The organism is Arcobacter sp. s6, from assembly GCF_040884245.1.
Taxonomy (GTDB): Bacteria; Campylobacterota; Campylobacteria; order Campylobacterales; family Arcobacteraceae; genus Aliarcobacter.
Genome location: NZ_JBEVTN010000022.1, coordinates 26,903 through 51,430, shown reverse-complemented (window position 1 = coordinate 51,430; position 24,528 = coordinate 26,903). Strand labels below are relative to the sequence as shown.

General features: G+C 27.5%; 26 protein-coding genes. 7 read left to right on the top strand and 19 right to left on the bottom strand.

Annotation, left to right across the window (positions count from 1 at the left end):
* Positions 1-20: 20 nt before the first annotated feature.
* Positions 21-1,001 carry a DUF2156 domain-containing protein gene (locus tag ABVS04_RS13740; protein ID WP_368031332.1) on the top strand — a complete coding sequence of 327 codons (981 nt, stop codon included), beginning with the start codon at positions 21-23 and terminating at the stop codon, positions 999-1,001.
* Positions 998-1,423, top strand: a complete 426-nt coding sequence (locus tag ABVS04_RS13735) for a GNAT family N-acetyltransferase (RefSeq protein WP_368031331.1) — start codon at positions 998-1,000, stop codon at positions 1,421-1,423. The genes ABVS04_RS13740 and ABVS04_RS13735 overlap by 4 nt, the downstream gene beginning before the upstream one ends.
* Positions 1,424-1,436: 13 nt before the next feature.
* Here ABVS04_RS13735 and ABVS04_RS13730 read toward each other — a convergent pair whose 3' ends face one another.
* The 5 genes from ABVS04_RS13730 to folD form a co-directional block, all read right to left on the bottom strand.
* On the bottom strand, positions 1,437-1,772 hold the full coding sequence (locus ABVS04_RS13730; protein ID WP_368031330.1) for a type II toxin-antitoxin system PemK/MazF family toxin: 336 nt from the start codon (positions 1,770-1,772) through the stop codon (positions 1,437-1,439).
* Positions 1,759-2,007, bottom strand: a complete 249-nt coding sequence (locus ABVS04_RS13725) for a hypothetical protein (RefSeq protein WP_368031329.1) — start codon at positions 2,005-2,007, stop codon at positions 1,759-1,761. Before ABVS04_RS13725 ends, ABVS04_RS13730 begins: the two co-directional genes overlap by 14 nt.
* A 101-nt stretch (positions 2,008-2,108) precedes the next feature.
* Entirely contained in the window at positions 2,109-2,564 is a 456-nt protein-coding gene (gene rpiB, locus ABVS04_RS13720) for a ribose 5-phosphate isomerase B (RefSeq protein WP_368031328.1), read from the bottom strand.
* Positions 2,564-3,349 carry a signal peptidase I gene (gene lepB / locus ABVS04_RS13715; protein WP_368031327.1) on the bottom strand — a complete coding sequence of 262 codons (786 nt, stop codon included), beginning with the start codon at positions 3,347-3,349 and terminating at the stop codon, positions 2,564-2,566. The genes rpiB and lepB overlap by 1 nt, the downstream gene beginning before the upstream one ends.
* A complete protein-coding gene (gene folD / locus ABVS04_RS13710; protein ID WP_368031326.1) occupies positions 3,350-4,210 on the bottom strand; it encodes a bifunctional methylenetetrahydrofolate dehydrogenase/methenyltetrahydrofolate cyclohydrolase FolD in 861 nt (286 codons plus the stop codon).
* A 155-nt stretch (positions 4,211-4,365) separates the two neighbouring features.
* Here folD and ABVS04_RS13705 point away from each other — a divergent pair, with 155 nt between their 5' ends.
* Genes ABVS04_RS13705 through ABVS04_RS13690 form a run of 4 tightly spaced genes read left to right on the top strand, consistent with a single transcriptional unit; the run spans position 4,366 to position 6,991 of the window.
* Positions 4,366-4,902, top strand: a complete 537-nt coding sequence (locus tag ABVS04_RS13705; RefSeq protein ID WP_368031325.1) for a 50S ribosomal protein L25/general stress protein Ctc — start codon at positions 4,366-4,368, stop codon at positions 4,900-4,902.
* Positions 4,903-4,911: 9 nt separating this feature from the next.
* Positions 4,912-5,463, top strand: coding sequence for an aminoacyl-tRNA hydrolase (pth, locus tag ABVS04_RS13700; RefSeq protein ID WP_368031324.1), 552 nt, complete (start codon positions 4,912-4,914; stop codon positions 5,461-5,463).
* A 2-nt stretch (positions 5,464-5,465) separates the two neighbouring features.
* Positions 5,466-6,533, top strand: a complete 1,068-nt coding sequence (locus ABVS04_RS13695) for an LptF/LptG family permease (RefSeq protein WP_368031323.1) — start codon at positions 5,466-5,468, stop codon at positions 6,531-6,533.
* 11 nt (positions 6,534-6,544) lie between these two features.
* Positions 6,545-6,991, top strand: coding sequence for an NUDIX domain-containing protein (locus ABVS04_RS13690; protein ID WP_368031322.1), 447 nt, complete (start codon positions 6,545-6,547; stop codon positions 6,989-6,991).
* Here ABVS04_RS13690 and ABVS04_RS13685 read toward each other — a convergent pair.
* The 14 genes from ABVS04_RS13685 to ABVS04_RS13620 form a co-directional block, all read right to left on the bottom strand.
* On the bottom strand, positions 6,954-8,639 hold the full coding sequence (locus tag ABVS04_RS13685) for an N-acetylmuramoyl-L-alanine amidase (protein WP_368031321.1): 1,686 nt from the start codon (positions 8,637-8,639) through the stop codon (positions 6,954-6,956). The genes ABVS04_RS13690 and ABVS04_RS13685 overlap by 38 nt on opposite strands.
* Positions 8,640-8,740: 101 nt before the next feature.
* Positions 8,741-9,820, bottom strand: coding sequence for a nitronate monooxygenase (locus ABVS04_RS13680; RefSeq protein WP_368031320.1), 1,080 nt, complete (start codon positions 9,818-9,820; stop codon positions 8,741-8,743).
* 11 nt (positions 9,821-9,831) lie between these two features.
* Positions 9,832-11,040: a tyrosine--tRNA ligase gene (gene tyrS, locus ABVS04_RS13675; protein WP_368031319.1), complete on the bottom strand. Its 1,209-nt coding sequence runs from the start codon at positions 11,038-11,040 to the stop codon at positions 9,832-9,834.
* A 22-nt stretch (positions 11,041-11,062) separates the two neighbouring features.
* Positions 11,063-13,207 (bottom strand): bifunctional (p)ppGpp synthetase/guanosine-3',5'-bis(diphosphate) 3'-pyrophosphohydrolase, encoded by a 2,145-nt coding sequence (locus tag ABVS04_RS13670; RefSeq protein ID WP_368031318.1) that lies wholly within the window; start codon positions 13,205-13,207, stop codon positions 11,063-11,065.
* 38 nt (positions 13,208-13,245) lie between these two features.
* Entirely contained in the window at positions 13,246-13,464 is a 219-nt protein-coding gene (locus ABVS04_RS13665) for a DNA-directed RNA polymerase subunit omega (protein ID WP_368031317.1), read from the bottom strand.
* Positions 13,465-13,503: 39 nt separating this feature from the next.
* On the bottom strand, positions 13,504-14,211 hold the full coding sequence (gene pyrH, locus ABVS04_RS13660; protein ID WP_368031316.1) for a UMP kinase: 708 nt from the start codon (positions 14,209-14,211) through the stop codon (positions 13,504-13,506).
* A 54-nt stretch (positions 14,212-14,265) separates the two neighbouring features.
* The gene (locus ABVS04_RS13655) at positions 14,266-15,333 is read right to left on the bottom strand and encodes an ATP-binding protein (protein ID WP_368031315.1); all 1,068 of its coding nucleotides are present in this window, start codon (positions 15,331-15,333) and stop codon (positions 14,266-14,268) included.
* Positions 15,330-16,265 carry a 4-hydroxythreonine-4-phosphate dehydrogenase gene (pdxA, locus tag ABVS04_RS13650; protein WP_368031313.1) on the bottom strand — a complete coding sequence of 312 codons (936 nt, stop codon included), beginning with the start codon at positions 16,263-16,265 and terminating at the stop codon, positions 15,330-15,332. Before pdxA ends, ABVS04_RS13655 begins: the two co-directional genes overlap by 4 nt.
* Entirely contained in the window at positions 16,258-17,043 is a 786-nt protein-coding gene (locus ABVS04_RS13645; protein WP_368031312.1) for a pyridoxine 5'-phosphate synthase, read from the bottom strand. Before ABVS04_RS13645 ends, pdxA begins: the two co-directional genes overlap by 8 nt.
* Before the next feature lie 83 nt (positions 17,044-17,126).
* On the bottom strand, positions 17,127-18,536 hold the full coding sequence (locus ABVS04_RS13640; RefSeq protein WP_368031311.1) for an anthranilate synthase component I family protein: 1,410 nt from the start codon (positions 18,534-18,536) through the stop codon (positions 17,127-17,129).
* A 12-nt stretch (positions 18,537-18,548) separates the two neighbouring features.
* Entirely contained in the window at positions 18,549-19,544 is a 996-nt protein-coding gene (locus ABVS04_RS13635) for an SPOR domain-containing protein (protein ID WP_368031310.1), read from the bottom strand.
* 26 nt (positions 19,545-19,570) lie between these two features.
* Positions 19,571-20,833 carry a serine hydroxymethyltransferase gene (locus tag ABVS04_RS13630; protein WP_368031309.1) on the bottom strand — a complete coding sequence of 421 codons (1,263 nt, stop codon included), beginning with the start codon at positions 20,831-20,833 and terminating at the stop codon, positions 19,571-19,573.
* 62 nt (positions 20,834-20,895) lie between these two features.
* Positions 20,896-22,416, bottom strand: coding sequence for a lysine--tRNA ligase (gene lysS / locus ABVS04_RS13625; protein WP_368031350.1), 1,521 nt, complete (start codon positions 22,414-22,416; stop codon positions 20,896-20,898).
* An 18-nt stretch (positions 22,417-22,434) separates the two neighbouring features.
* A complete protein-coding gene (locus ABVS04_RS13620; RefSeq protein ID WP_368031308.1) occupies positions 22,435-23,166 on the bottom strand; it encodes a CvpA family protein in 732 nt (243 codons plus the stop codon).
* 174 nt (positions 23,167-23,340) lie between these two features.
* Between ABVS04_RS13620 and ispG the strand changes: the two genes are divergently transcribed.
* Complete coding sequence (gene ispG / locus ABVS04_RS13615) at positions 23,341-24,402, top strand: flavodoxin-dependent (E)-4-hydroxy-3-methylbut-2-enyl-diphosphate synthase (protein ID WP_368031307.1); 1,062 nt, start codon at positions 23,341-23,343, stop codon at positions 24,400-24,402.
* Positions 24,403-24,528: the final 126 nt, after the last annotated feature.

Genomic DNA, 24,528 nt, shown 5'->3' with positions numbered 1-24,528 from the left:
TTTTTTAAGGAATAAAAAAAATGTCAACTTTGACAATAAGTAATTACACATTAAAGCACTTTGATTTAAAAGCAAAATCAATTATGGATGAATACTTAAAATTAATAAATGTAGATGTTAGTGATTATACTTTTGCGGGAAATTATATTTGGCTTTCAACTGCAACTGGATTTTTTACAATAGTAAATGAAACTTTTTGTTTGTTTATTTTAAACTCAGGTGAATTAACAATGCTTTTACCTCCAATTGGTAAAAAAGAGAATACTTACGATGCTATGATTCAATGTTTTGAAATTATGAATTCACATAATAGTAATAGAAACTATTCAAAAATAGAATATGTTCATGAAGAATTACTTGAAGGATTTGTTGATTATTTAGAAGAGGGTACTTTAGTTTATGAAATGCTAAAAGATTTTATAATTGAAAAAAAGCTTGTAGATTATATTTATAAGGTTGATGACTTAATAGATTTAAAAGGTGACTCTTATAAATCAAAAAGAAATGAAATAAATAGATTCAGAAACGTATATCCAAATCATAAAATTGAAATTCTTGATAAAGAAAAACATGGAAGTGCTGTAATGGCACTATTTAATAAATGGGTAAGAGATAGAACAACTTATATGCCAAAAGAAGAAGTAGAGGTTTTTATGGATGGTATTTATTTTGAAAGATTTGCAATAAAAAGACTTATGAATGACTATAATAATTTAGATATTATAGGTCTTGTTATTTATATAGATGATGAAGTAAAAGGTTTCACAGTAGGTGAAAAAATAAATGAACACACAGCAAGTGTAATTATAGAAAAAACAGATTTTGAAGTACTTGGCTGTGCTCAATTTATATTTAGAGAATTTACCAAAATATTAAAAGATAAATATGCAGTTGAGTATATAAATGTTGGTGATGATATGGGATTTGAAAATCTAAAAAAAGTAAAAATGTCATATAGACCAAAAAAATTAGTTCCAAAATATACGATTTATCAAAAATGATAAGAGCAGCAAATTTAGAAGATCTAACTTCTCTTTATGATATAGAAAGAGAAGTTTTTTTAAATGATCCATTTTCAATGAGTAAAAGTTCAATTAAATATCATATTTTAAATAATGAATTATATAAAATAGAAATAGATGGAGTAGCAGCTGGATATATTTTGTGGTTAAAAAGAAAAAAATATTATAGGCTCTACTCTCTTGCCATTGGAAATAGTTTTCAAAATAGAGGCTTAGCTAAAAAACTTATGGAATATAGCTTTGAAAATTTAAAAGATAAGGATTTTTCTTTAGAAGTAAAAGTTTCAAATGAAACAGCAATAAATTTATATAAAAAATATGGTTTTGAAATTAAAAAAGTTTTAAAAGATTATTATGCAGATTGTAATGGTTATTTGATGTATAAAAATATTTGCTTTTAAGAATGTAAAAAAATTATCTAAAATTCTTACAAAGGGCTTCTATTAGTAAATCATACTCTTGAGATGTAATTTTTCCTATTTTTTCTTTGATTCTTACTTTCGATAGAGTTCGTATTTGATTAATTAAGATATCAGAATCTTGCTTTAAATGATCTCTTTTTTTTATTCTTATTCTATATGGAAACATATCATCAATTAAGTCGGTTGAAAGAGGCATAAGTATAACTGTATCTAAAATAGAATTTTCATCATTACCTGAAATAATTACAGCTGGTCTAATTTTCCCAACTTCATCACCTTTTTTTGGATATAGATTTACAATTACAATATCGCCTCTATTTAATTCCATCATCAACTCCAAGTTCTGCAAACTCTAAATCTTGATGTTGTTTTAATTTATTTAATTTTGCTACTTTTTCTTCTCTATCAATTTTTTCAATTATTGGTTTAATAATATCTTCATATTTTGAAGAAATAAAATATCCTAATGTTATATGTTTTCTTTTATCTATAATTTTAGCAATATCTATAGCTTTTATTAGTGATGGTTTATTTTGAATATCTGTAACACCATAAGTAGTCATAATATATCCTTTTAATAGTTTTAATCTATAAGAATTATATCTGATAATATAAGATATATCAATTTATTTTATATTTACTAGGAAAAGCATAGGTTTAAAACCTATGCTCTACAGCTTCCCATTTTTCCTAAAGCGTTGATTTTTTCAACTCGTCCAGTGTGTCTTCCACCTTCGAACTCTGCTTTATCCCATGCTTTTATGATAGCTTCAATCATTCCATAACCAGAAACTCTCTCACCTAAGCAAATAACATTTGCATCGTTGTGTTTTCTAGCCATTCTTGCACTATATTCATTATGACAAAGTGCTGCTCTAATTCCATCAAATTTATTTGCAGACATACTCATTCCAAGTCCTGAACCACAAATTAAAATACCCATTGTTCCTTCATTTTCTAGAACTTTATTACAAACTTTTGCAGCATAATCAGGATAATCAACTCTATCTTTACTAAAAGGCCCTAAATCAACTACTTCGTGACCACGTTCTTCAAAAAGTTCTTTTACATAAGCTTTTATATCAATACCTGCATGATCTGCACCAATAAAATATTTCATTAATAAATCCCTTCTTGTTGTTCAATTTGTAATTTATCAAAGTCAACTGTTTCTTCTAAAGTTTCAACAGTTTTTAAAACTCTATCCCATCTAATTTCTTTGTCTTCACTCCATGAGAAATAAATAAACCAAGGTTTCCCAACTATAAATTTATAAGGAACAGTTCCCCAAAATCTTGAATCATTTGAGTGATCTCTATTGTCACCCATCATAAATGTTTCATCTTCAGGAACTATAATTGGCATCATATTAAATAACTCACTAGGATTTAAGTTGTTATCAATAACATTTTCATCATTGTGAATTCCTGGATGATCTTTTTTATATGGATCTACAACCCAAAGTTTATCTCCCACTTCAATAATACTTTCTTTTGGATAGTTTGCTTTTACAAACTCATTACCTTCTTTTGGATGAAGTAAAAGGTGTTTATCTTTTAGTGCAACGATATCACCACCTGTTGCAACTGCTCTTTTTACATAATGAATAGATTCATTTTTAGGGTATCTAAAAACAACAATATCACCTCTTTGTGGTCTTGGACCTTCTATTAAATGTCCATTGTCATTAAAGTCAGGTAAAACTTTAACTTCAATCCAAGGAATTCTAGGAGTTGGAATACCATAAGAGAATTTTTTAACAAAAAGCATATCACCAATTAAAAGAGTATTTTTCATACTTCCACTTGGAATCACAAATGCTTGAGCAATAAAAAATATAATAGTTAGAACAATTATGATAGTTCCTGTCCATGAAGAGGACCATCTATACAATTTACTTAACATTTATTTGGCTTCTCTTTTTTCTCTTAATTTTGCAGCTTTTAGAGTATTTTTTAATAACATTCCAATAGTCATAGGTCCCACTCCACCTGGAACTGGAGTTATATGAGAGCATTTCGATTTGCAATCTTCAAAATCAGCATCACCAACAAGTTTACCAGTATCAAGTCTATTGATACCAACATCAATAACAATTGCACCATCTTTTATCATATCAGCTTTTAATAAATAAGGAACACCAACAGCAATAACCACTATATCAGCAGCTTTTGTATGAGAGCTTAAATCTTTTGTTCTAGAATTACAAACAGTTACTGTTGCTTTTGCATTGATTAGAAGTGAAGCCATTGGTTTTCCAACAATATCAGAACTTCCAATAACAACTACATTTTTACCACTTAATTCTATTCCATACTCTTCAAACATTCTCATAACACCAAAAGGAGTTGCTGGTAAAAAAGAATCAAGATTTGAAACCATTCTTCCTACATTATAAGGATGGAAACCATCTACATCTTTTAGTGGATCAATAGCTTCTAAAACAATAGTTGTATCAATATGTTTTGGAAGTGGTAATTGAACTAAAATACCATCAAGTTTAGGATTTTTGTTCATCATTTCAATAGTTTCTAATAATTCTTCTTGTGTAATGCTATCTGGCATTTCATGAACAACTGAATATATACCTGCATTTTTACATGATTTTGCTTTACTTGCAACATATGTTGCACTTGCAGCATCGCTTCCAACTAGAATAACTGCTAGTCCAGGAGTTATATGTTTTTCTTCTACAAGCTGTGCTACTTCTACTTTAACTTCTTCTTTAATTTTTTCAGATAATGCTTTTCCATCTAGTAATATCATTGGATTATACCTTGTATTTTGTATTTTATTAAGGTGCTTATACTATCAAAAATTCAATTAATAAAAGTTAAATAATTAATTAATAAAAACTTAAACAAAAATTTAGGAAAGCTTTTATATAATCACGCCCTAAAATTAAAACACAAAGGATCGTTATGTTAGAGGGTATCATTAGAGATAGTATGACAAAACAAGCAACAAAAACTTTAAGAAGAAATGGATATTTAATTGCAAATATTTATGGAAAAGGTTTAGAGAACGTTGCAGGAGCATTTAAAAGAAATGAATTTATTAAATTCTTAAAAAATAAAGAAACATTAGCATTTGATGTAAATCTTGATGGTACAGTTATTAAAGTTGTAGTTCAAGAATATCAAAAATGTCCATTAACTTCAGAGTTATTACACGTTGATTTAATGGTTGCACAACCAGGTGTACTTACATCTTATAAAATTCCAGTTAAAACTACTGGTATTGCAAAAGGTCTTAAAAATAAAGGTCTTTTAATGATTCATACTAAAAGAGTACCTGTTAAATGTACTTATGAAGACTTACCAAATAACATTACTTTAGATGTTACTAAATTAGATACAGGTGATAATATCTTAATTAGAGATTTAACTTTACCTGAAAACGTTAAATGTTTCTTAGATCCAAGAGTACCAGTTGTTGGTATTATCAAAGCTAAATAATTAGTATTTATGCACTTAATTGTAGGTCTTGGTAATATTGGTGAAAAATATCAATTAACAAGGCACAATGTAGGGTTTATGGTTATCGATGAGATGACCAAAAATCTTACAACTTCAAATATAAATAATTCGAATTTTCAATCTACACTTTTAAAATCAGGTTATAACCTTTTTTCAAAACCAACAACTTTTATGAATAATTCTGGTCTTGCAGTTCATGCAATAAAAGAGTATTATAAAATAAATTTAGAAAATATAATTGTAATTCATGATGATTTAGATTTACCATTTGGAACTGTGAAGTTTAAAATTGGTGGTGGTCATGGTGGACATAATGGCTTAAGATCACTAGATTCTCATATTACAAAAGAGTATATTAGAGTTAGAATTGGTATTGGAAAACCAGCTGACAAAGGTGATGTAGCAAATTATGTGTTAAGTAATTTTTCAAAAGAAGAAATGAACAAATTAAAAGATATAATAAATCATACTATTCAAGCGATTGAAGCACTTAAAACTGAAGATATCGATCTAGTAAAATCTAAATTTACATTGAAATAATTATGAGCATATTAACTAAATACATTTTAAAAAAGTACTTAATGAATTTTATAATTGTACTTATATCATTGGAACTTTTTTTTGTAGGAATAGATTTCTTACAAAATTTTAAAAGTATTCCGGCATCAGCTAATTTACAATTACTTTATCTTTTATATAATGGTTTTTTTACATTAACTTTAGCACTTCCCTTATCAATAGTTTTTGGATGGGTTATTACACTTGCAATATTTATTAGAAATAATGAATTTGTAGCATTTAATGCACTAGGAGCTACACGAAAAGATATTTTTAGACCAGTTGTTAATATTTCAATTTTTTTATTAACAGTTCTTATTTTACTTCAAACAACACCTTTAGCCTATTCATATGATCAAAAAAGAAAAATTGTAAATAATCAATATTTTACAAGTTCAAAAAGTGATATTTTTTTAAAATATAATGAATATTATGTATATTTTGAAAAATTATTACCACTTGAAAAAAGAGCTGAAAATATTCATATTTTTAAAATTGATGATATGGATGTAGTAGAAACTATAGTTGGACAAAAAGCATATTTCCAAAATGATAGATGGTATGTTGTAGATGTTAAAATTGTTAAAAAACCTAAAAATATTACTTTAGAGAATTCAAAGTTAGATGTTAGATATGAAAAGTTTTTACATACCTTAGATGGATTTAAACCTAAAATTCTAGATAATGTTTATGAAGGAAATACAGAGTTTTCAATATTAGATGCAATTTCTGCTTTAATATTACTAGATCAACAAGGTATAAATACTCAAACAATAAGAAGTGTATTATATAATCAAATTGTTATCCCATTTTTTATAATTCCTTTATTACTTTTAATTTATTCATATGCTTCATTAAATAGCAGATTTTTTAATATGGGTAAATTTACATCATTTTCAATTTTTGGAACTCTAATTGTTTGGGGATTCTTTTTTATGTTATTCAAATTTACAAATGGTGGAATTGTTATTCCTGAACTTTCTATATTAATGCCTATGTTTCTTTGGATAATATCTTCAATATATTTTTATAATAAAAAAATCAATTCATAAAAAGGGTTAATATGAGATCTCATGTGAAAGCTTATGGTGTTGTTCCTTATTTAATTAGGAATGATAGTATTAAAATATTATTATGCCTTTCTGTTGCAAGTAAAGACAAATGGGGATGTTTAAAAGGAACTAAGAATAAAGACGAAAGTGCATATGAGTGTGCTAAAAGAGAATTATTTGAAGAGAGTTCATTACATGCTGAAGCTGCATTGTTTGAGAACTATTTTGAGCAAGTTAACATAGATAAAGATATTGGTGTTTGGTTAGTTAATGCTGATAATATAGAAGATTTGGACAAATATTTTACAGATGATAGTTTAAAAACTAATTATTTATCTTGGGAAAATTCACAAGCTAAGTTTTTCTCTTTAAATAATTTACCTAGAATAAAAAATAAACAAGTAAATTTAATTAAAGAGATTAAGGATTTTTTGAAAAGTAAGAATCAATTCCATTAGCAATTCCATTTGCTAATGATTGTTGATAATTTTTATCATACAATCTTTTACTTTCTACTGGATGAGATACATATCCTAATTCTACTAAAATAGAAGGCATCTGAGCTCCTACAAGAACCCAAAATGGTCCTTCTCTAACTCCTGAGTCATTTACATCTTTATATTTAGATCTAGCTGATTGTAATAATCCTGCTTGTACATCAATTGCAAGTTTATGTGAAGCTGTAATTCTAGGTCTGTTTAAAGATTCTAAAAAAACATCTTTTGATGAATTACTCATTTCTCTAATATCTGATTTATTCTCAATTGCAGCTACTCTTTTTGCTCTTTCATTTCTAGCAGGACTTAAAAAGAATGTTTCTATTCCTGTTACTTCATTTGCTTTTTCTTTTGGAACAGAGTTTGTATGAATAGATATAAATATATCAGCATTTTTTTCATTAGCAAGAACTGTTCTATTCATAACTTTTATAAAAGTATCACTATTTCTTGTAAGAAATACCTTATATCCTCTTTGTTTTAATATATTGTATAAGTTTTTTGATACATTTAAATTTATAACTTTTTCATATCTTTTATTTGGACCTACTGCTCCTGCATCATCTGCGCCATGTCCTGGATCTATAACAATTGTTTTATTTATAACTCTAGGTTGTTGTACAGGTGCTTTTGCTTTTGTAGTTGAAGTATTACTGTTTGTATTTGATTGTCCTGTTGGATAAGTAGTAATAGTTAATTCTTTATCATTTAGAACATAATCAACTTTTTGTTCATAATTATTGATTATTCTTATTTTTACTCCATTACTTCCATTTTCACTAACAATAATTTTATCAACACCATCAATACTTAATTTGATGGGATTAACATATTTGTATTTACCATTAAGATTAAAAACATTCTCATAATTTGAAGCATTTTTATATCTTACAAATTGAACATCTCTTTTGTAGTAGTTTTTATTAAACTTAACTATTATTTTATTGCCTTGTGTTTCCATAGAACGTATAGGATTTACAGTATCAATAAATTCTTGAGAACTAGAATTTACTACTTCTTTTGGCACACTTGTTTGCTCAGATACTACAGTTGTTGGTTCAGTAGATTTTATTGAGTTTTCATTTATAGAAATAATCACTTGTCTTTTATTTACAATATATGATGTATTAAGATTTCTTTTATCATTTAAAACAATTCTTAATACATCAGGTTTAAATTGCCCGATTGCAATTTTATCAACACCATTTATAGCTAATTTTGTAGGAGCAGCATCTTTGAAAAAACCTTTTAAATCAAAAACATCTTTATTTACAGTTTTTTGATTTAATTCGAAAAATTTAATATCTTTTTCATTAATATCTACATTAAAATCTACAATAATTGTATTTCCTGAAGTATAAACTGATTTTATTGAATAGTATAAATCATTATTTGATGAAGATGAATTTGATGATTCACTTTGCTTTACAGTTTCATTTTTTGAGCTATATGTATTATTGTTACTTGCTGTTCTTTTTTGCAGGATTTCTAGTTTTTTTCTATCAGGAGTTACATCTTTATTTAACTGTTCTCCTAAAAGAATTATTTTTTCAAGTTCTGCAATCTTCTTTTGATCATTTTTTTCTATAAGTGCATTTAAATAATTCATTTTTGCAGAACGGTATTGCTGTTTTAAATCAGCAAAAACACCATTTGCAAATAATAAATTTAGTGTTAATATTGTTAGAATGAAAATTTTTTTAAGAATTTTTATTCTCCGATAGTTAATTTTTGCATTAACTCTTTCACAGAAATAATTTTATTAATTCTGTAACCATTTGATCCTGTGAAAAATAATCCAGTATCTACGTCTCCATTATAAGCAGCACCTAATCTATCTGCAATACAATATCCAACAATTTTAGCTTCATGCCCTCTATTACAAGGTGCAACACAATTTGAAATACACTGAACTTTTGGTGCAGTATTATTCTCAATTGAGAATTGTAAGTTTGTTCGAACTCCTCTTGCAGGTAATCCAACTGGTGATTTCATTAATGTGATATCTTCTTCTTTAGCATTTAATAATACATTTTTTAGTTTAGCATCAGCATCACATTCAAATGTTCCAATAAATCTAGTTGCCATTTGTACACCTGAACAACCCATTGCTAAATATTTATCTATATCATTTTTATCCCAAACTCCACCTGCTGCAATAATTGGGAAATTTCCCCATTGTTTAGCTTCTTCAATAACAGGTCCAACAATATTTTCTAATTGATATTCCTCTTGCATACATTGATCATAAGTAAACCCTTGATGTCCACCACTTAAAGGACCTTCAACAATAACAGCATCAGGAAGTTTGTTATATCTTTTCCATTTTTTGCAAATAAGTTTTAAAGCTCTAGCACTTGATACAATTGGTATTAATGCAACATCTGGATAATCTTTTGTAAATTCAGGCATATTAGTTGGAATCCCAGCACCTGTAATTATGATATTTACACCAGCTTCACAAGCATCACGAACTACTCTTCCATAATCATTAATTGCATAAAGAACATTACATCCTAATGGAGCATCTCCACAAATCTTTCTTGCATTTTTAACAATTTCAAATAAAGAGTCTCTACTATAAAAATTTGCAACATCTTTTGGTTTATCTTTTTTAGTGATAATTTGTACATTTTCGCTTTTATTTCTATAATAACCTGTACCAACAGCAGATATTACACCTAATCCACCTTCTAAACTAACATTACCAGCTAATTGATCCCAGCTTATTCCTACACCCATTCCACCTTGAATAATTGGGTGCTTAATTTCATACTTTCCTATTTTCAAAATTAGCCTTTCTATTTTATTATTATCTTAGCGAAATTCTTTTTACCTTTTTGTAAAATGTATTCACCTTTTTCTAAATTTAATTTATCATCACTTATTTTTTCTTGATTTATTGATACTGCATTTGCTTTAATATCACGTCTAGCTTGTGATGTAGAGTCAACTAATTTTGAGTCAACTAATGCTTGACAAATCCAAATCGGAGCATTTAACTCAAAAGAATTCATATCCGTAGGAACATCTTTTTTTGCAAAAACTCTTTCAAATTCTTCTTTTGCAAGTTCTCCTGCTCCATTTCCATGGAATCTCTCAACTATTTCCATAGCAAGTGACTCTTTTACTTTTTTAGGATGTAAAGTTTCATTTCTAACCCCATCTTTTATTTCTTCAATCTCTTTTAATGATTTTGCAGATAGAAGTTCAAAATATCTCCACATTAATTCGTCAGAAATTGATAATATCTTTCCAAACATATCAAAAGCTTCATCAGTTACTCCAATATAGTTACCTAAAGATTTTGACATTTTTTGAACACCATCTAAACCTTCAAGAATTGGCATCATAAGAACTGCTTGTTGTTTTTTGCAATTATATGCTTTTTGTAAAGTTCTTCCCATTAATAAATTGAACTTTTGGTCAGTCCCACCAAGTTCAATATCTGTATTCATAGCAACTGAATCATAACCTTGTAATAAAGGATATAAAAATTCACTTACTGCTATTGGAGTATTCGAAGTAAATCTTTTAGAAAAATCATCTCTCTCGATCATTCTAGCAACTGTTAAATTTGAAGCAAGTGCAATTAATCCCCCAGTTCCAAGTTCTTTTAGCCATTTACTATTGAACATAACTTGTGTTTTTGATTCATCAAGAATTTTAAATACTTGATCTTTATATGAAACTGCATTTTTTTGTACATCTTCTTCACTTAATACTTTTCTTGTTTCACTTTTACCAGTTGGATCACCAATAGTTGCAGTAAAATCTCCAATTAAAAATTGAACAATTCCTCCAAACTTTTGGAAAGTTGCAAGTTTTTGTATAAGTACTGTATGACCTAGATGTAAATCAGGAGCAGTTGGATCAAAACCAGCTTTAACATAGAAGTTTTCACCTGTTTCAAAATATCTTTTAATAAGTTTTTCTATGGCTTCGATATCTATAATTTCGAAGCTTCCTCTTTTGATCTCATCTAGTGCTTCTCTAATTTTATTTTCCATTAATCTTTTTTACCTTTATTACTTATTTAGTATATGCATCTTTTTTTGAAAAGAATTCTATAACTTTTACTTTTTTCTCTATAATTTTTCTTACTTCTTCTATATTTGATTTATTAATTTCAAACTCTATATCGCAGTATTGAATATATGAATGCTGTTGTCTACCAAATTCTATTCCTAAGATATAAAATTCATTTTCTGCTAAATAAGTTAGCACTTTTGCTAATTCACCTTTTGTATTTGGAATACTTATTACCATTTTATATTGGTAAACACTACTTTTTGTCCATTTACAAAAAAGCATTTGCTGATTACTTTTAATTTTGTCATATGCCTGATCACACATCTTATGATGAATAACAGCTTCATTTCCATCTCTAAATGCGACTATATCATCACCAAATTTAGGATGACAACAATGGTCAAATGATACAGAACTTATACTGAAATTTGAATATATTAAGACATTATCAAATTTAAATTCTTTAATCTTACTAGTTAAAATTTTAAATCTAGTCATTAATCCATTGTCATTAATTATATTTTTTTCAATTACTTGTTTAGTATGTTTGAAGAAATCCAATATTTGTGGTATTTTGTATAAAGAATCTACGCTATATATTTTTGTTACATCTTCATAATATCTTGAAAAAACTGTATTTATAATATTTTTACCTGAAATCTCATCTATTTCTTTTTGTCTATGTGTACATAAAAGTTTTATTTGTTTTTTTGCCCTTGAAGTTTTAACCATAGCCATCCAAGAACATCTTACTATTATTTCATCAGAAAGCTCAATTGACACAATATCTGTACTTTTAAGTTCTGTTAATAGAGGTTTTTTTATTTTATTTATAAAACAGCCAATAGCTTTTTTACCAATGTTTGTGTGAACTGCAAAGGCAAAATCATAAGCTGTTGCACCAACAGGAAGGGTAAATACTTCTCCTTTTGGTGAATAAACTATAATCTCTTCTGTATATAAATTATCTTTTGTTTCTTGATAAAATTCTTCTATATTTTCATTTGAAAATTCTAAGGATTTTAACCAATTTAAATTTGTTGTATTTTTAGCACCAGTTTTATATTTCCAATGGGCTGCAATCCCAAATTCTGCAACTGTGTTCATTTCAAAAGATCTGATTTGAATCTCATAAATTTTTGAATTGTAAAATACAGTAGTATGTATAGTTTGGTAACCATTTTCTTTTGGAGTTGCAACATAGTCTTTAAATCTTGAAATTAAAGGTTTAAATTCTAAATGCATAAATCCTAAAACTTTATAACAATCAATATCTTCTTCAACTAAAATTCTAATTGCAAATAAATCTAGAACTTCATCTATTGTAATACCTTTTCTTTGCATTTTTAAATAGATTGAGTAATGATGTTTAATTCTACTATAAATTTTGATTTTATTTAAATCATAACCATTTTTTTCTAATAAATTTTTTGTAGTTGATATAAAAGTATTAAAAGTGAGCTGCATTGCATGTTCTTGTTCTTTTAAGTATTTATCAATTTTATTATATTCATTTGGGTAAATATAGTAAAAAGCTAAATCTTCTAAAGTGTTTTTTAATTTAGAAATACCTAATCTATTTGCAATTGGTACATAAACAACAAGTGTTTCTTCCGCAATTCTTTTTTGTTTATTGTGGGGTAAAACAGCAAGGGTTAGCATATTGTGTAATCTATCACACAGTTTTACAACAAGTACTCTTACATCATCAATTGAGGCAATAAGCATTTTTCTAAAGGTAAGTGCAGAAGAGATTGTTTTTGTATTACTTTGTTCATCAGAAGCTATAAATTCATGCTCTCTAATTTCAACAATTTTTGTAAGACCATCAACCATATGGGCAATATCATTTCCCCATTTATCCTGAACATATTGTAATGAGAAATTTGTATCTTCAACAACATCATGAAGTAGGGCAGTTGCAATTATTGCTTCATCTTTTGAAAAGTGGGCTGTTATACAGGCAACTAATATAGGATGAACACAGTATGGCTCTCCACTTTTTCTATATTGACCTTCGTGGGCTTCTATAATAAAATTTATAATTTCGTATAATTTGGGTGATATGTCAGTTTGACTTTTAAGTTTATTAATAGCGTCATCAACATTATTTATATGTTGAATTTCTTTGATAAATGGATCCATAATATGTAAGACCTAAAGATAAGTTTTAAAACTTATCTTTATTTTCTATCTACAAAACCTTCGATTTTTAATAAACCACTTGCGATTTCATCAATTGCAATATCAGTATATTTCATTTTTTGAGTATTTAATTCTAATAAAGGTTTTGCACCTTTACTTAATTCATCAGCTCTTTGACCAACAGCAATTGCTAATACATATCTATCATTATCTACTTGTTTTAAAGCTTTTGATATTCTTTCTTCTAATCTCATCATAATATTGTTCCTTTTGCTATTTAATTAATCTATTTAAATTTATTTTACTATTGAACATTTACTATAATCACCTTTAATGATTGCTAGTAAGTTCCCTTTTTCATTCATATTTGCTACAACTATTGGAAGTTTATTGTCTTTTGCTAATGCAATTGCTGTATCATCCATCACTTTAATATGATCTTCTAACGCTCTATCATAAGATAAAGTGTCAAATTTAACTGCATCACTAAACTTCATAGGATCTTTATCATAAACTCCATCTACTTTAGTAGCTTTTATTAACATAGAAGCACCAATTTCTGTTGCTCTTAATGTTGCTCCTGTATCTGTTGTAAAATATGGATTTCCTGTTCCTGCACCAAATATAACAACTCTACCTTTTTCTAAATGTCTAACAGCTTTTCTTACTATAAATGGTTCAGCAATTTGTTCCATTTTAATAGCAGTTTGTAATCTAGCACTTAAACCTTTGTATTCTAGGGCTTCCTGCATAGCAATACCATTTATTACTGTTCCTAACATTCCCATATAATCGGCACTTGTTCTTTTAATAACACCATCAGCAGCAGCTGTTACTCCCCTGATTATATTTCCTCCACCAATTACGATACCAACTTCGATTCCGTTCTCAACTAGGCTTTTTATCTCTTCAGCAATATAATCCAATATTTGAGTATCAATACCATAACCTTCAACACCAGCTAGTGCTTCACCAGAAAATTTAACAAGTACTCTTTTATTCATATGTATATCCTTCTATAATTTTTGGATTTTACCTAAAAAATAATTAACAAATACTTAGCTTAACGCCCATTCATAAAATGGTATGACATTTATTTTTAATTTTGAATCAGAAATTTTTTCATTATTTGAAATTGAAATAATATTTACTTCACTGATATTTAATTCTTGTGCATTTTTTATAATCTTTTTTACTAAATTACTTGTTAAAAAAGTGTTAAAAAATGGAATAGGAACTATTGCAATATTTTTTGATGGAATATAAAAATCAATAGAATCCAGATAATAAATATCATCAAATTTATTTATCAATTCCAAAAAAACCAAGTTTGAAAATTCATTTTTAAACTTTTTTGTATATGAAACAGCATTAAAAAATGAATGATTATAAGAATATATTTTTTTAGTTGCTTTTTCTTGATTGTATTTTTGTAGAAAATAAATAGATTTATTATTTTCATAGAATTTGCAAATTTCATAAAATTTATCTTTTGAAATTTTAAATTTTAATTTTAAAGTATTAAAAAGTTGAAATAGTGATTTTTTTTCATCAATATTTTCAATTAAAATCTTAAAAATCTCATATTCAGTTTCATCTTTACATTGAAGATATATAATTTCTTGTAAACGTTGAATTTTTTTATATTCATCTATATTTATTAATTCAGGTAAATTCCCAAATTTTAAAAAACTATTAAAACTTTGAGTAATATTTTGATGTTTATTATCATGTAATAAATATTCTTCAAAATCTAATGCTCCAATTATTAAATTTTTAAAACCTTTAATTTTATCTGGTTTAATCATAGAAATAATTATATATTCACAAGAAGGAAGTTCAAATTGGAAATTATAATTTTCTATTACTAGGACAGTTATTTCATTCATTTTAATAAATTTTGCTAAATTTTGAGATATTTCATTAATATCATTTCTTAAATCTAATAAATCTATGTATATGTAATCTTTTACTTTAAATCCCGATAGAAAATCATAAATCAAGTAGCTTTTACCAGTTTTGGAAGCACCACTTATTATAGTTCTTGGATTTTTTATTTTTATTTTTCGCTCTATGAAATTAATTTTTGAAAAATTAATTTCATAACAAGCCTCTAAGCTTTTCATTTTTTATTTGAGATTAAAATAATTGCTTCTTTGATTGCATTTACATAACTTTTAGTGTTAATTTTTTCATTTTTGTATGCAATATTAAAAGCAGTTCCATGGTCAACAGAAGTTCTTATTATTGGAAGGTTTAAACTTACATTTATGCTTTGATCAAAATATAAAGCTTTTAATGGAGCTAATCCTTGATCATGATACATAGCTACAAAATATTTATAGTTTTTTCTTGAAAGTGGTGAAAATGCAGTATCTGGAACCAATGGCCCTTTAAAAATATTATTTTCTAAAGCTTTGTTTGCTTTTTTTATTGCTTTAAAAATTTCTACTTCTTCATCTCCTAAAACGCCATTATCACTTGCATGTGGATTTAATCCCAGAACACCTATATTATCATTTTTAACATTTTTATAAAAATCAATCAAAAAAGTAGTAAGGTATTCTTCTTTAATTTTTTTTGCAACTTTTTTAAGGGGAATATGCTCTGTAAATAAGCCTACAAACATTTTTTTACATCCAAGCATCATTATTGCATTTTTACCAAAAAAATCTCTTAGAACTTCTGTATGGCCTTTATATTTTATATTTGCTTTATTCCAAGCTTCTTTATTTATAGGAAGGGTACAAATAGCATCTACTTCATTATTTTTTGCAAGATTTATTGCATCCATAAATGAATCATAAGAATATTTTCCAGATTTTTTTGAAACATTTCCTGGTTTAATTTCAAACTCACCTTTAGTTTTAAAAATTTCAAAATCATTTGGAATTTCTATATTTAATTCTTTTGATGCAAGTTTTAACATTTTATTATTAATACAATAAATTGGAGTACAAATTTTTGATATTTTTTCATGGCACTTTAATGCAATTTCAATACCAATACCATTTAAATCACCAATACTTATTGCTATTTTGGGTTTTTTTTCAATCATTTTTTATTAACTCTTTCATATCAACTATTGCTTTTTCTAAACCTATAAAAACAGACCTAGCAATAATACTTTGTCCAATATTTAACTCTATAATTTCAGGAATTTTAGAGATTAATATTACATTTTGATAGTTTAAACCATGACCTGCAGCTATTTTAAGATTTAGTTTTTTAGCAAATTTTGATGATGATTCTATCTCTTTTATTGATTTTTCTAATTTGCTTTTTAGTTCAACTTTACTTAATTCCAACTCTTTTATTGTGTGATGTGTTTGTGATAGGTTTGTATAAAGCATTGCATAAACATTTGCAAAAGTTCCTGTATGAAGCTCTATCCATTCTACTTCAAGTTGGCTAGATAATTCAATTATTTCATTTTTAGGATCAATAAATAATGAAACTTCAATTTCATTAGCATGAAGTTTATCAATTGCTTTTTGAAGTTTTTCAAAATTACCTTTTACATCAAGGCCACCTTCTGTTGTTACTTCATTTCTATTTTCAGGAACTAAAGTCGCACGTGCAGGTTTAAGTTTACAAACAATATCAATAATTTCAGGATTAATTGAACACTCTAAGTTTACAGGCAATGATGAGTGTTTAATAATAGTAATGGCATCATTATCATGAATATGTCTTCTATCTTCTCTTAAGTGAATAGTGATTTGATCAGCACCTGCAAGTTTACAAATACCAAGGGCATCAAGGGGATTTGGGTCGTTTATTTTTCTAGCTTCTCGCAAAACTGCAATGTGGTCGATATTTACACCAAGTAACAAAATTCATCCTTTAATATTGGGCTTTCATGAGTGAAATCATAGCCAATATTTAATAAAGGAACTCTTTTTGTTGGTGTTTAAATTTAAGATAAATCTTTAAGTGTTGCAATATTTGCAGCAAGTTTATTATGAACTTCAAGGTATTCATCTTCTGAATTTGAGTCAGCAACAATTCCTGCACCTGCTTGAAAAATCACAGTATCTTCAGTTAGCATTGTAGTTCTAATTGTAATTGCAGAATCCATATTTCCATCAAAACCAAAGTAAGCAATACTTCCTGAGTAAAAGTTTCTTTTTATACCTTCTATTTGAGCTATTAATTCCATTGCTTTGATTTTTGGAGCTCCAGTCATAGTTCCTGCTGTAAATGTAGCTGCAAATAAATCAAACATGTCATATTTATCATCAATCACAGCTTCCACATCGGAAACTATATGCATAACATGAGAATATCTCTCAACTCTCATTAAGTCAGTAACTTTTACAGTTCCTGGCTTTGCAACTCGTCCTACATCATTTCTTCCTAAATCTACAAGCATTAGATGTTCTGCTCTTTCTTTAGTGTCATTGATTAATTCAATTTCCATTGCTATATCTTTTTCAAGAGTTTTACCTCTTTTTCGTGTACCTGCAATTGGTCTTAAAAGTAAGTGACCATCTACTAGTCTAATCATAACTTCCGGAGAACTTCCAGCAATTGTGAATTTTTCAAATTCTAATAAAAATAGATAAGGACTTGGATTTTTACTTCTTAGTGCTCTATAAAAACTCAAGTGATCAACTTTTGCTTTTTGGATAAATCTATTTGACATAAGTATTTGAAATACATCACCTGCTTTTATTTTCTCTTTTGAAACAGCAACCATATTGAAAAATTCTTCTTTTGTAAAGTTAAATTTTCCATCATCTAAAATAGTTGCTTTTTTTAAAGGTGAATAAGTATAAGTAGTAAATAAAATATCTTCTATTTTATTTAACTCTTCTTTTTTTGAATCAACTGAAGTTACCATTACTAGTTTTGAAGTTTTATGAGAAAAACCTAAAATAATATTTGGTCTAATTAAATCCAAGTCAGGAATATTTAATTGGTCAACTAAATTGTTCATAGATTCTTTTAATTTTGCTTCAAACTCTTTCCCAATATCATAACCAACATTTCCAATAAACCCATCTATTAATCCAATACCTAACTCTTCTGATTTATCTTTATATGTTTGTTTATCAAAATTTTTGTAATATCTTTTTAAAAATTTTAAAGGATTTGATTCTACGACTTCAGTAATACCTTTTTCATTTTTATAAAAACAAGTGTTATTCTCATACCAAACTCGCTCTCTAGCACCAATTATGATATAAGAATAATTTCCATCGCTTGAGTTGATTGTACTTTCAAATAAAAAAGTGATTTCATTAGTATATAATGATTTCACTTTTTCATAAATCGAAACAGGAGTAAATTGATCTAAAAAAAGTTCTTTACTATAAAAATTCATACTAAATCACTTTTAGAATTTAACAATAAAAGCATTTGTAACACTTAATTTTTCTTTTATAGCATCCATATCTTGATTTGCTGCTGCTCTAGAAGAGTAAGGTCCTATTAAAACTTTGTTATATAAAGTTCCTTTTATTTCTGTTTGATAAATTTTATATTTAAATTTCTCACTTCTAATTGTATTAATATAACTGTCAGAAGGTTTTTTTGAAAAAGCACCTATTTGAACAAAGTATCCCTTTGACATATCAGATGATGAGCTTTCACCTAGATCTCTAGTTGATTTTTTTTCTTCTGTTTTTGTTTGAGCTATTTCTTTTTTAATAGGTTCTTTTTTTGTTACTTTTTCAGCAGTTTTTTCTACAACTTTTTCTTTTTGTACAGCTTTCTTTTCTTCTATTTTTTTAATAGTTTCATCTAAAGCTTCATTTGTAATACTAGAAGGTGATTCATCTTGTTGAATAGTTTCATTTCCTTCTAAAGTATTTCCAACAGCTTGTTGAAGGTTTTCTACTTTATCTTCACTTGTTTTTGCAATTTCAGGAACCATAGGTGCTGAAGAATCTTTTTTTACTCTTTCATTAATAATTTTTTGAAAATTTTCTTCAATATTACTATTTTCTGATAATTTTTTTATCTCATTAGAATTAGCATTATTAGATGTAAATTGATCTTCTTTTGTTGTATCACCTGATAAAAGACGAATAATAATAATTGTTAATAAAAATAAAACTACAAGAACAATACCTAAAATTAGGTATTTTTTCTTATTTTCCTCATTTGAACTGTTAGATGAACCTAACATAATATTGTTAAGTTCATGATCATTCATTTCTACATCATTAGAAGTTTCATTAATAGTATTATTAATACTTCTTGATAGAATAACAGGTTCATCTTGTATTGACATTTCAACATCTTCAAGTTCATTTAACTTTCGTTCAAGTTCTTCTCGTTCTTGTTGAAGTTGAACTTTTTTTATGAACTCTTCGCCTTTTATTTGCATAACTTATCCTTAATTATTTAGAAATATTAGTAAGTTGATTGAGTATAAACAACAAAATTTCCTGCTAATTCTTCTAACTCTTTATTTATTTTTGCATGTAAAGCTGTATCTTCAATATTATCTAAAACATCACAAATTTTATTTGCAATAATTTCAAACTCTTTCTCTTTCATTCCTCGTGCAGTTAATGCAGGACTTCCAATTCTAATACCTGAAGTAACGAATGGACTTCTAGTTTCTCCTGGAACTGTGTTTTTATTTACTGTAATTCCAGCATTTCCTAAAGCTGCATCTGCATCTTTACCTGAAAAAGGTTTATTTAAAAAAGATACTAATACAAGGTGATTATCTGTTCCATCTGAAACGATATCATATCCTCTTTTCATTAGAACCTCTCCTAAAACTTTTGCATTTGCTTTTACTTGTTTTGCATAAACTTTCCATGAAGGATCTAAAATTTCTTTAAATGCAACTGCTTTTGCAGCGATTACATGAACAAGTGGTCCACCTTGTAATCCTGGGAAAATTGCACTATTGATTTTTTTAGCAATTTCTTCATCATTTGTCATAATCATACCACCTCTTGGACCTCTTAAAGTCTTATGAGTAGTAGTTGTAACAACATCTGCATAAGGGAATGGACTCATATGTTCACCAGCTGCAACAAGACCAGCAATATGTGCAATATCAGCAAATAAAATAGCACCAACAGCATCAGCTATTTCTCTAAATTTAGCAAAATCAATTTCTCTAGCGTATGCGCTAGCTCCACAAACTATAATTTTAGGTTGACAAACTTTTGCAATTTCCATAACTTTTTCATAGTTAATTCTTCCGTCTAATTCTACACCATAATAAAATGCAGAATAGTTTTTACCAGAAAATGATGGCTTAGAACCATGAGTTAAGTGCCCACCATGAGATAAATCCATACCTAATAATTTATCACCTGCACTTAATAATGCAGCATAAACAGCACCATTTGCTTGGCTTCCTGAATGAGGTTGAACATTTGCATAAGAGCATCCAAAAATTTCACAAGCTCTATCAATAGCTAATTGCTCAACTTGATCAGCAAATTCACATCCACCATAATATCTTTTATATGGGTAACCTTCAGCATATTTATTTGTAAATACTGAACCCATAGCTTGCATTACAGCTGGGCTTGTAAAGTTTTCACTTGCAATCATTTCTAAGTGGTTAGTTTGTCTTTTTAATTCATTTTCAATTATTGAAAAAACTTCGTTATCTGCTTGCTCTAAATTTGCGTTTGATAAAAAACTCATATATTTCTCCTTGACCTTTTTAATTTAATTTTATTATATTTTATTTGCTAGTTATTTGTTTTTTAAGCTTCATCTTCATGAAGATTAATTTCTTGTTTAATTGGTTTCATTGCTGGGAATAGTAATACATCTCTAATTGAATGTTCATTTGTAAGCATCATTACTAATCTATCAATACCAATACCTTGACCTGCTGTTGGAGCCATTCCATAAGATAAGGCATTTACAAAATCCTCATCCATTTCATGTGCTTCATCATCTCCTCCACACTCTTTTGCAGCCATTTGACCCTCAAATCTTTGTAATTGATCAAGAGGATCATTTAACTCAGAAAACGCATTTGCAATTTCTTTTCCTGCAATAAATAATTCAAATCTATCAGTTAAGTGAGGTTTCTCATCATTTCTTCTTGCAAGTGGAGAAATCTCAACTGGATATTCAGTTATGAATGTTGGATTTATTAGTTTTGCTTCAACATATTCATCAAACAGCTCACCTTGAAGTTGTCCAATGTTCATTTTAGCATTTACTTCTAGTTTTTTTTCTTTCATAAATGCAATAATTTTATCTTTATCTTCAACAATATCAGCAGGAACTCCACCAATTTCTACTAAAGATTGAATTAATGGAATTTCAGTAAATTTACTAAAATCAATTTTAAAATCACCATATGGCAATACTGTTGGTAAATCTAAATGTTCAAATAAGTACTCAAAATACTCTTTTGTTAAAATAATTAAATCTTTATATGTTTTATAAGCCCAATAAAATTCAATAGATGTAAATTCAGGATTATGAGTTGCATCCATACCTTCATTTCTAAAACATCTATTAATTTCAAATACAGCTTCAAATCCACCAACGATACATCTTTTTAAATATAACTCAGGAGCAATTCTTAAAAATCTATCAATTCCTAAAGCGTTATGATGAGTAACAAATGGTTTTGCATTTGCTCCACCTGCAATTGGATGCATCATAGGAGTTTCAACTTCTAAGAATCCTTTGTCTTCAAAAAATCTTCTAGTTAATGAAATAACTTTTGATCTAATATGAAATGTTTTTCGAACTTCAGAATTCATTATTAAATCTAAATATCTTTGTCTATATCTTAACTCTTTATCTTGAATTCCATGGAATTTTTCAGGAAGTGGAGAAATAGCTTTTGTTAGTATTTTTAAGTTATCAGCATGTAAAGAAAGTTCACCATGCCCTGTAACAAAAGGATAACCTGTTACCTCAATAATATCACCAACTTCTATGTTCTTTTTGAAAATATCGTTGTAAAAACCCTCTGCTAAATTATCTCTTGCTACATAAATTTGAAGCATACCACTTTCATCTTCTATTTTGATAAAAGATGCTTTTCCCATAAGTCTATAAAGCTTTATTCTTCCAGCAACAGTATAAGATCTACTAGCATCTCTTTTTTCTTCTGTATGTGCAATATCACTATTAACATTTAAAAATTTTGTAATTGTACTATTTCTTGAACTTTCATTTGAATATGGATTTATTCCAATTTCTCTTAGTTTTTCAGCTTTTTCTATTCTTTGTTGTATATATTTATTTTCGAACAATATTAAATTCCTTTATTTATTTTATTCTGGTTTATTAGCGATACTTTTAAATTTTTCTTTTACAGAATTTATTTCTTCATTTGCATTGTTTGTTGTTTCTTGAATTTGTTCTTCAACTTTTTGTACAACTTCTTCTTCTACTGCATCTTTTACACCATTTACTGTAGATTCAACTCCATCTTTTATATTATTTGTAGTATCTCCAATAATAGATGATGTAGTACCTTTGGCATTGTCTACAGCTTTGTCAATACTATTTGTTATTGTTGTGGTATCAAGTTTAATTATATATGAACCCACACTTATTAAGTGAGGCATTACCATTGAGTCAGAAAACTTCTCATCAATAACTTTTTTGAATGATTGTACTTGGTAAAGTGCATAAGCAATAACAGAAAATATTAAAAATATCTTTGCAGCCCCAAATATAAATCCAAAAATTCTATCAACAATCCCTAATCCACTAGCTGCAAAAATTTTACTAACTATTACACCTGCACTATAAACTACAAGCCAAACAGCAACTAATGCAGTTACAAATCCAATCAATTTTATGGTTGCTTCATTTTCAAGAACTAAAATAGGAGCTATTAAATCACCAATCTCTTTTGAAATTCTAGACGCTACAAATATTGCACCGATGATTCCAATAATGCCAAATACTTCTTTTATTAGTCCTCTAAATAGACCTTTTAGTCCTAGAATTAGAGTAATACTGAGTATTATTAAATCAAAAATAGCAAAATTTTGCATAAAAATCCTTTTCTTATAATGCGTGCATTGTATCTAATATTTTCAAAATAAAACTTTAATTTAAAATCAATTTTATATTAAATTAAAATTTAAAGATTATTTCAAGTTAGTTTTTTATTTATTACTGTTAAATAATTCACTAGAATTTAATATATATTACAATAAAATTTCTCCATGATAAAAAGATACCCAACAAAACAAATATTCGTCGGAAACGTACCAATTGGGGGTGATGCTCCAATTCCTGTACAATCAATGACATTTACAAAAACATCTGATGTAAAAGCTACGGTTGAACAAATCACAGCCTTACATTTTGCAGGTGCTGATATAGTAAGAGTTGCTGTTCCAAATATGGAAGCAGCGTTAGCATTAAAAGAGATTAAATCACAAGTTGATTTACCACTTGTAGCAGATATTCATTTTCATTATAAATTAGCTTTAATTGCTGCAGAAGTTGTAGATTGTATTAGAATTAATCCAGGAAATATTGGTGATAAAAAAAGAGTACAAGAAGTAGTAAAGGCTTGCCAAGAGCGAAATATACCTATTAGAATTGGAGTAAATTCAGGGTCGCTTGAAAAACAGTTTGAAGATAAATATGGACAAACACCAGAAGGAATGGTAGCAAGTGCTGATTATAATATTAAGTATCTTGAAGATTTAGGTTTTACAAATATGAAAATATCTCTAAAAGCTAGTGATGTTCAAAGAACAGTTGAAGCATATAGAACTTTAAGACCTATGAATAATTATCCATTTCATTTAGGAGTAACAGAAGCTGGAACTCAATTTCACTCAACTATAAAATCTTCTATTGCCTTAGGATCACTTTTACTTGATGGAATAGGGGATACTTTAAGAGTATCAATGACAGGTGAGCTTGAAGAAGAAATTAAAGTAGGAAAGGCAATACTAAAAGATGTTGGAATTGCAAAAGAGGGATTAAATATCGTTTCTTGTCCAACTTGTGGAAGAATTGAAGCTGATTTAGTAAGTGCCGTTGCTGAAATTGAAAAAAGAACATCACATATTAAAACATCACTTGATGTATCTGTTATGGGATGTGTTGTAAATGCAATTGGTGAAGCAAAAAGTGCTGATGTTGCAATCGCCTTTGGAAAAGGTAGTGGACTTGTGATGAAAAGAGGCGAAATTATTGCTAAACTTTCTGGAGATGCTTTGATAAATAAATTTATTGAAGAAGTAGAATTTGAAGCAGAAAAAAGAAAATAATATTTAAAAAATTAGAATAGAGAATAATTTGTATTTTCTATTCTAAAATTTTCTTTTTTATTTCAGATGATGATAAATTATTAAACTTCTCATCTATTTTTCCTTTACCTGCATATTAGAAGGTCT

Coding starts and splice junctions, on each gene's coding strand:
- ispG (WP_368031307.1), top strand. CDS start 23,341: ATGATAAAAAGATACCCAACAAAACAAATATTCGTCGGAAACGTACCA.
- pth (WP_368031324.1), top strand. CDS start 4,912: ATGCACTTAATTGTAGGTCTTGGTAATATTGGTGAAAAATATCAATTA.
- rpiB (WP_368031328.1), bottom strand. CDS start 2,564: ATGAAATATTTTATTGGTGCAGATCATGCAGGTATTGATATAAAAGCT.
- ABVS04_RS13725 (WP_368031329.1), bottom strand. CDS start 2,007: ATGACTACTTATGGTGTTACAGATATTCAAAATAAACCATCACTAATA.
- ABVS04_RS13690 (WP_368031322.1), top strand. CDS start 6,545: ATGAGATCTCATGTGAAAGCTTATGGTGTTGTTCCTTATTTAATTAGG.
- folD (WP_368031326.1), bottom strand. CDS start 4,210: ATGATATTACTAGATGGAAAAGCATTATCTGAAAAAATTAAAGAAGAA.
- ABVS04_RS13635 (WP_368031310.1), bottom strand. CDS start 19,544: ATGCAAATAAAAGGCGAAGAGTTCATAAAAAAAGTTCAACTTCAACAA.
- ABVS04_RS13640 (WP_368031311.1), bottom strand. CDS start 18,536: ATGAATTTTTATAGTAAAGAACTTTTTTTAGATCAATTTACTCCTGTT.
- ABVS04_RS13705 (WP_368031325.1), top strand. CDS start 4,366: ATGTTAGAGGGTATCATTAGAGATAGTATGACAAAACAAGCAACAAAA.
- ABVS04_RS13655 (WP_368031315.1), bottom strand. CDS start 15,333: ATGAAAAGCTTAGAGGCTTGTTATGAAATTAATTTTTCAAAAATTAAT.
- ABVS04_RS13685 (WP_368031321.1), bottom strand. CDS start 8,639: ATGAATTATTTAAATGCACTTATAGAAAAAAATGATCAAAAGAAGATT.
- ABVS04_RS13735 (WP_368031331.1), top strand. CDS start 998: ATGATAAGAGCAGCAAATTTAGAAGATCTAACTTCTCTTTATGATATA.
- lepB (WP_368031327.1), bottom strand. CDS start 3,349: ATGTTAAGTAAATTGTATAGATGGTCCTCTTCATGGACAGGAACTATC.
- ABVS04_RS13740 (WP_368031332.1), top strand. CDS start 21: ATGTCAACTTTGACAATAAGTAATTACACATTAAAGCACTTTGATTTA.
- ABVS04_RS13665 (WP_368031317.1), bottom strand. CDS start 13,464: ATGATGAGATTAGAAGAAAGAATATCAAAAGCTTTAAAACAAGTAGAT.
- ABVS04_RS13670 (WP_368031318.1), bottom strand. CDS start 13,207: ATGGATCCATTTATCAAAGAAATTCAACATATAAATAATGTTGATGAC.
- ABVS04_RS13730 (WP_368031330.1), bottom strand. CDS start 1,772: ATGGAATTAAATAGAGGCGATATTGTAATTGTAAATCTATATCCAAAA.
- ABVS04_RS13620 (WP_368031308.1), bottom strand. CDS start 23,166: ATGCAAAATTTTGCTATTTTTGATTTAATAATACTCAGTATTACTCTA.
- ABVS04_RS13695 (WP_368031323.1), top strand. CDS start 5,466: ATGAGCATATTAACTAAATACATTTTAAAAAAGTACTTAATGAATTTT.
- tyrS (WP_368031319.1), bottom strand. CDS start 11,040: ATGGAAAATAAAATTAGAGAAGCACTAGATGAGATCAAAAGAGGAAGC.
- ABVS04_RS13630 (WP_368031309.1), bottom strand. CDS start 20,833: ATGAGTTTTTTATCAAACGCAAATTTAGAGCAAGCAGATAACGAAGTT.
- pyrH (WP_368031316.1), bottom strand. CDS start 14,211: ATGAATAAAAGAGTACTTGTTAAATTTTCTGGTGAAGCACTAGCTGGT.
- pdxA (WP_368031313.1), bottom strand. CDS start 16,265: ATGATTGAAAAAAAACCCAAAATAGCAATAAGTATTGGTGATTTAAAT.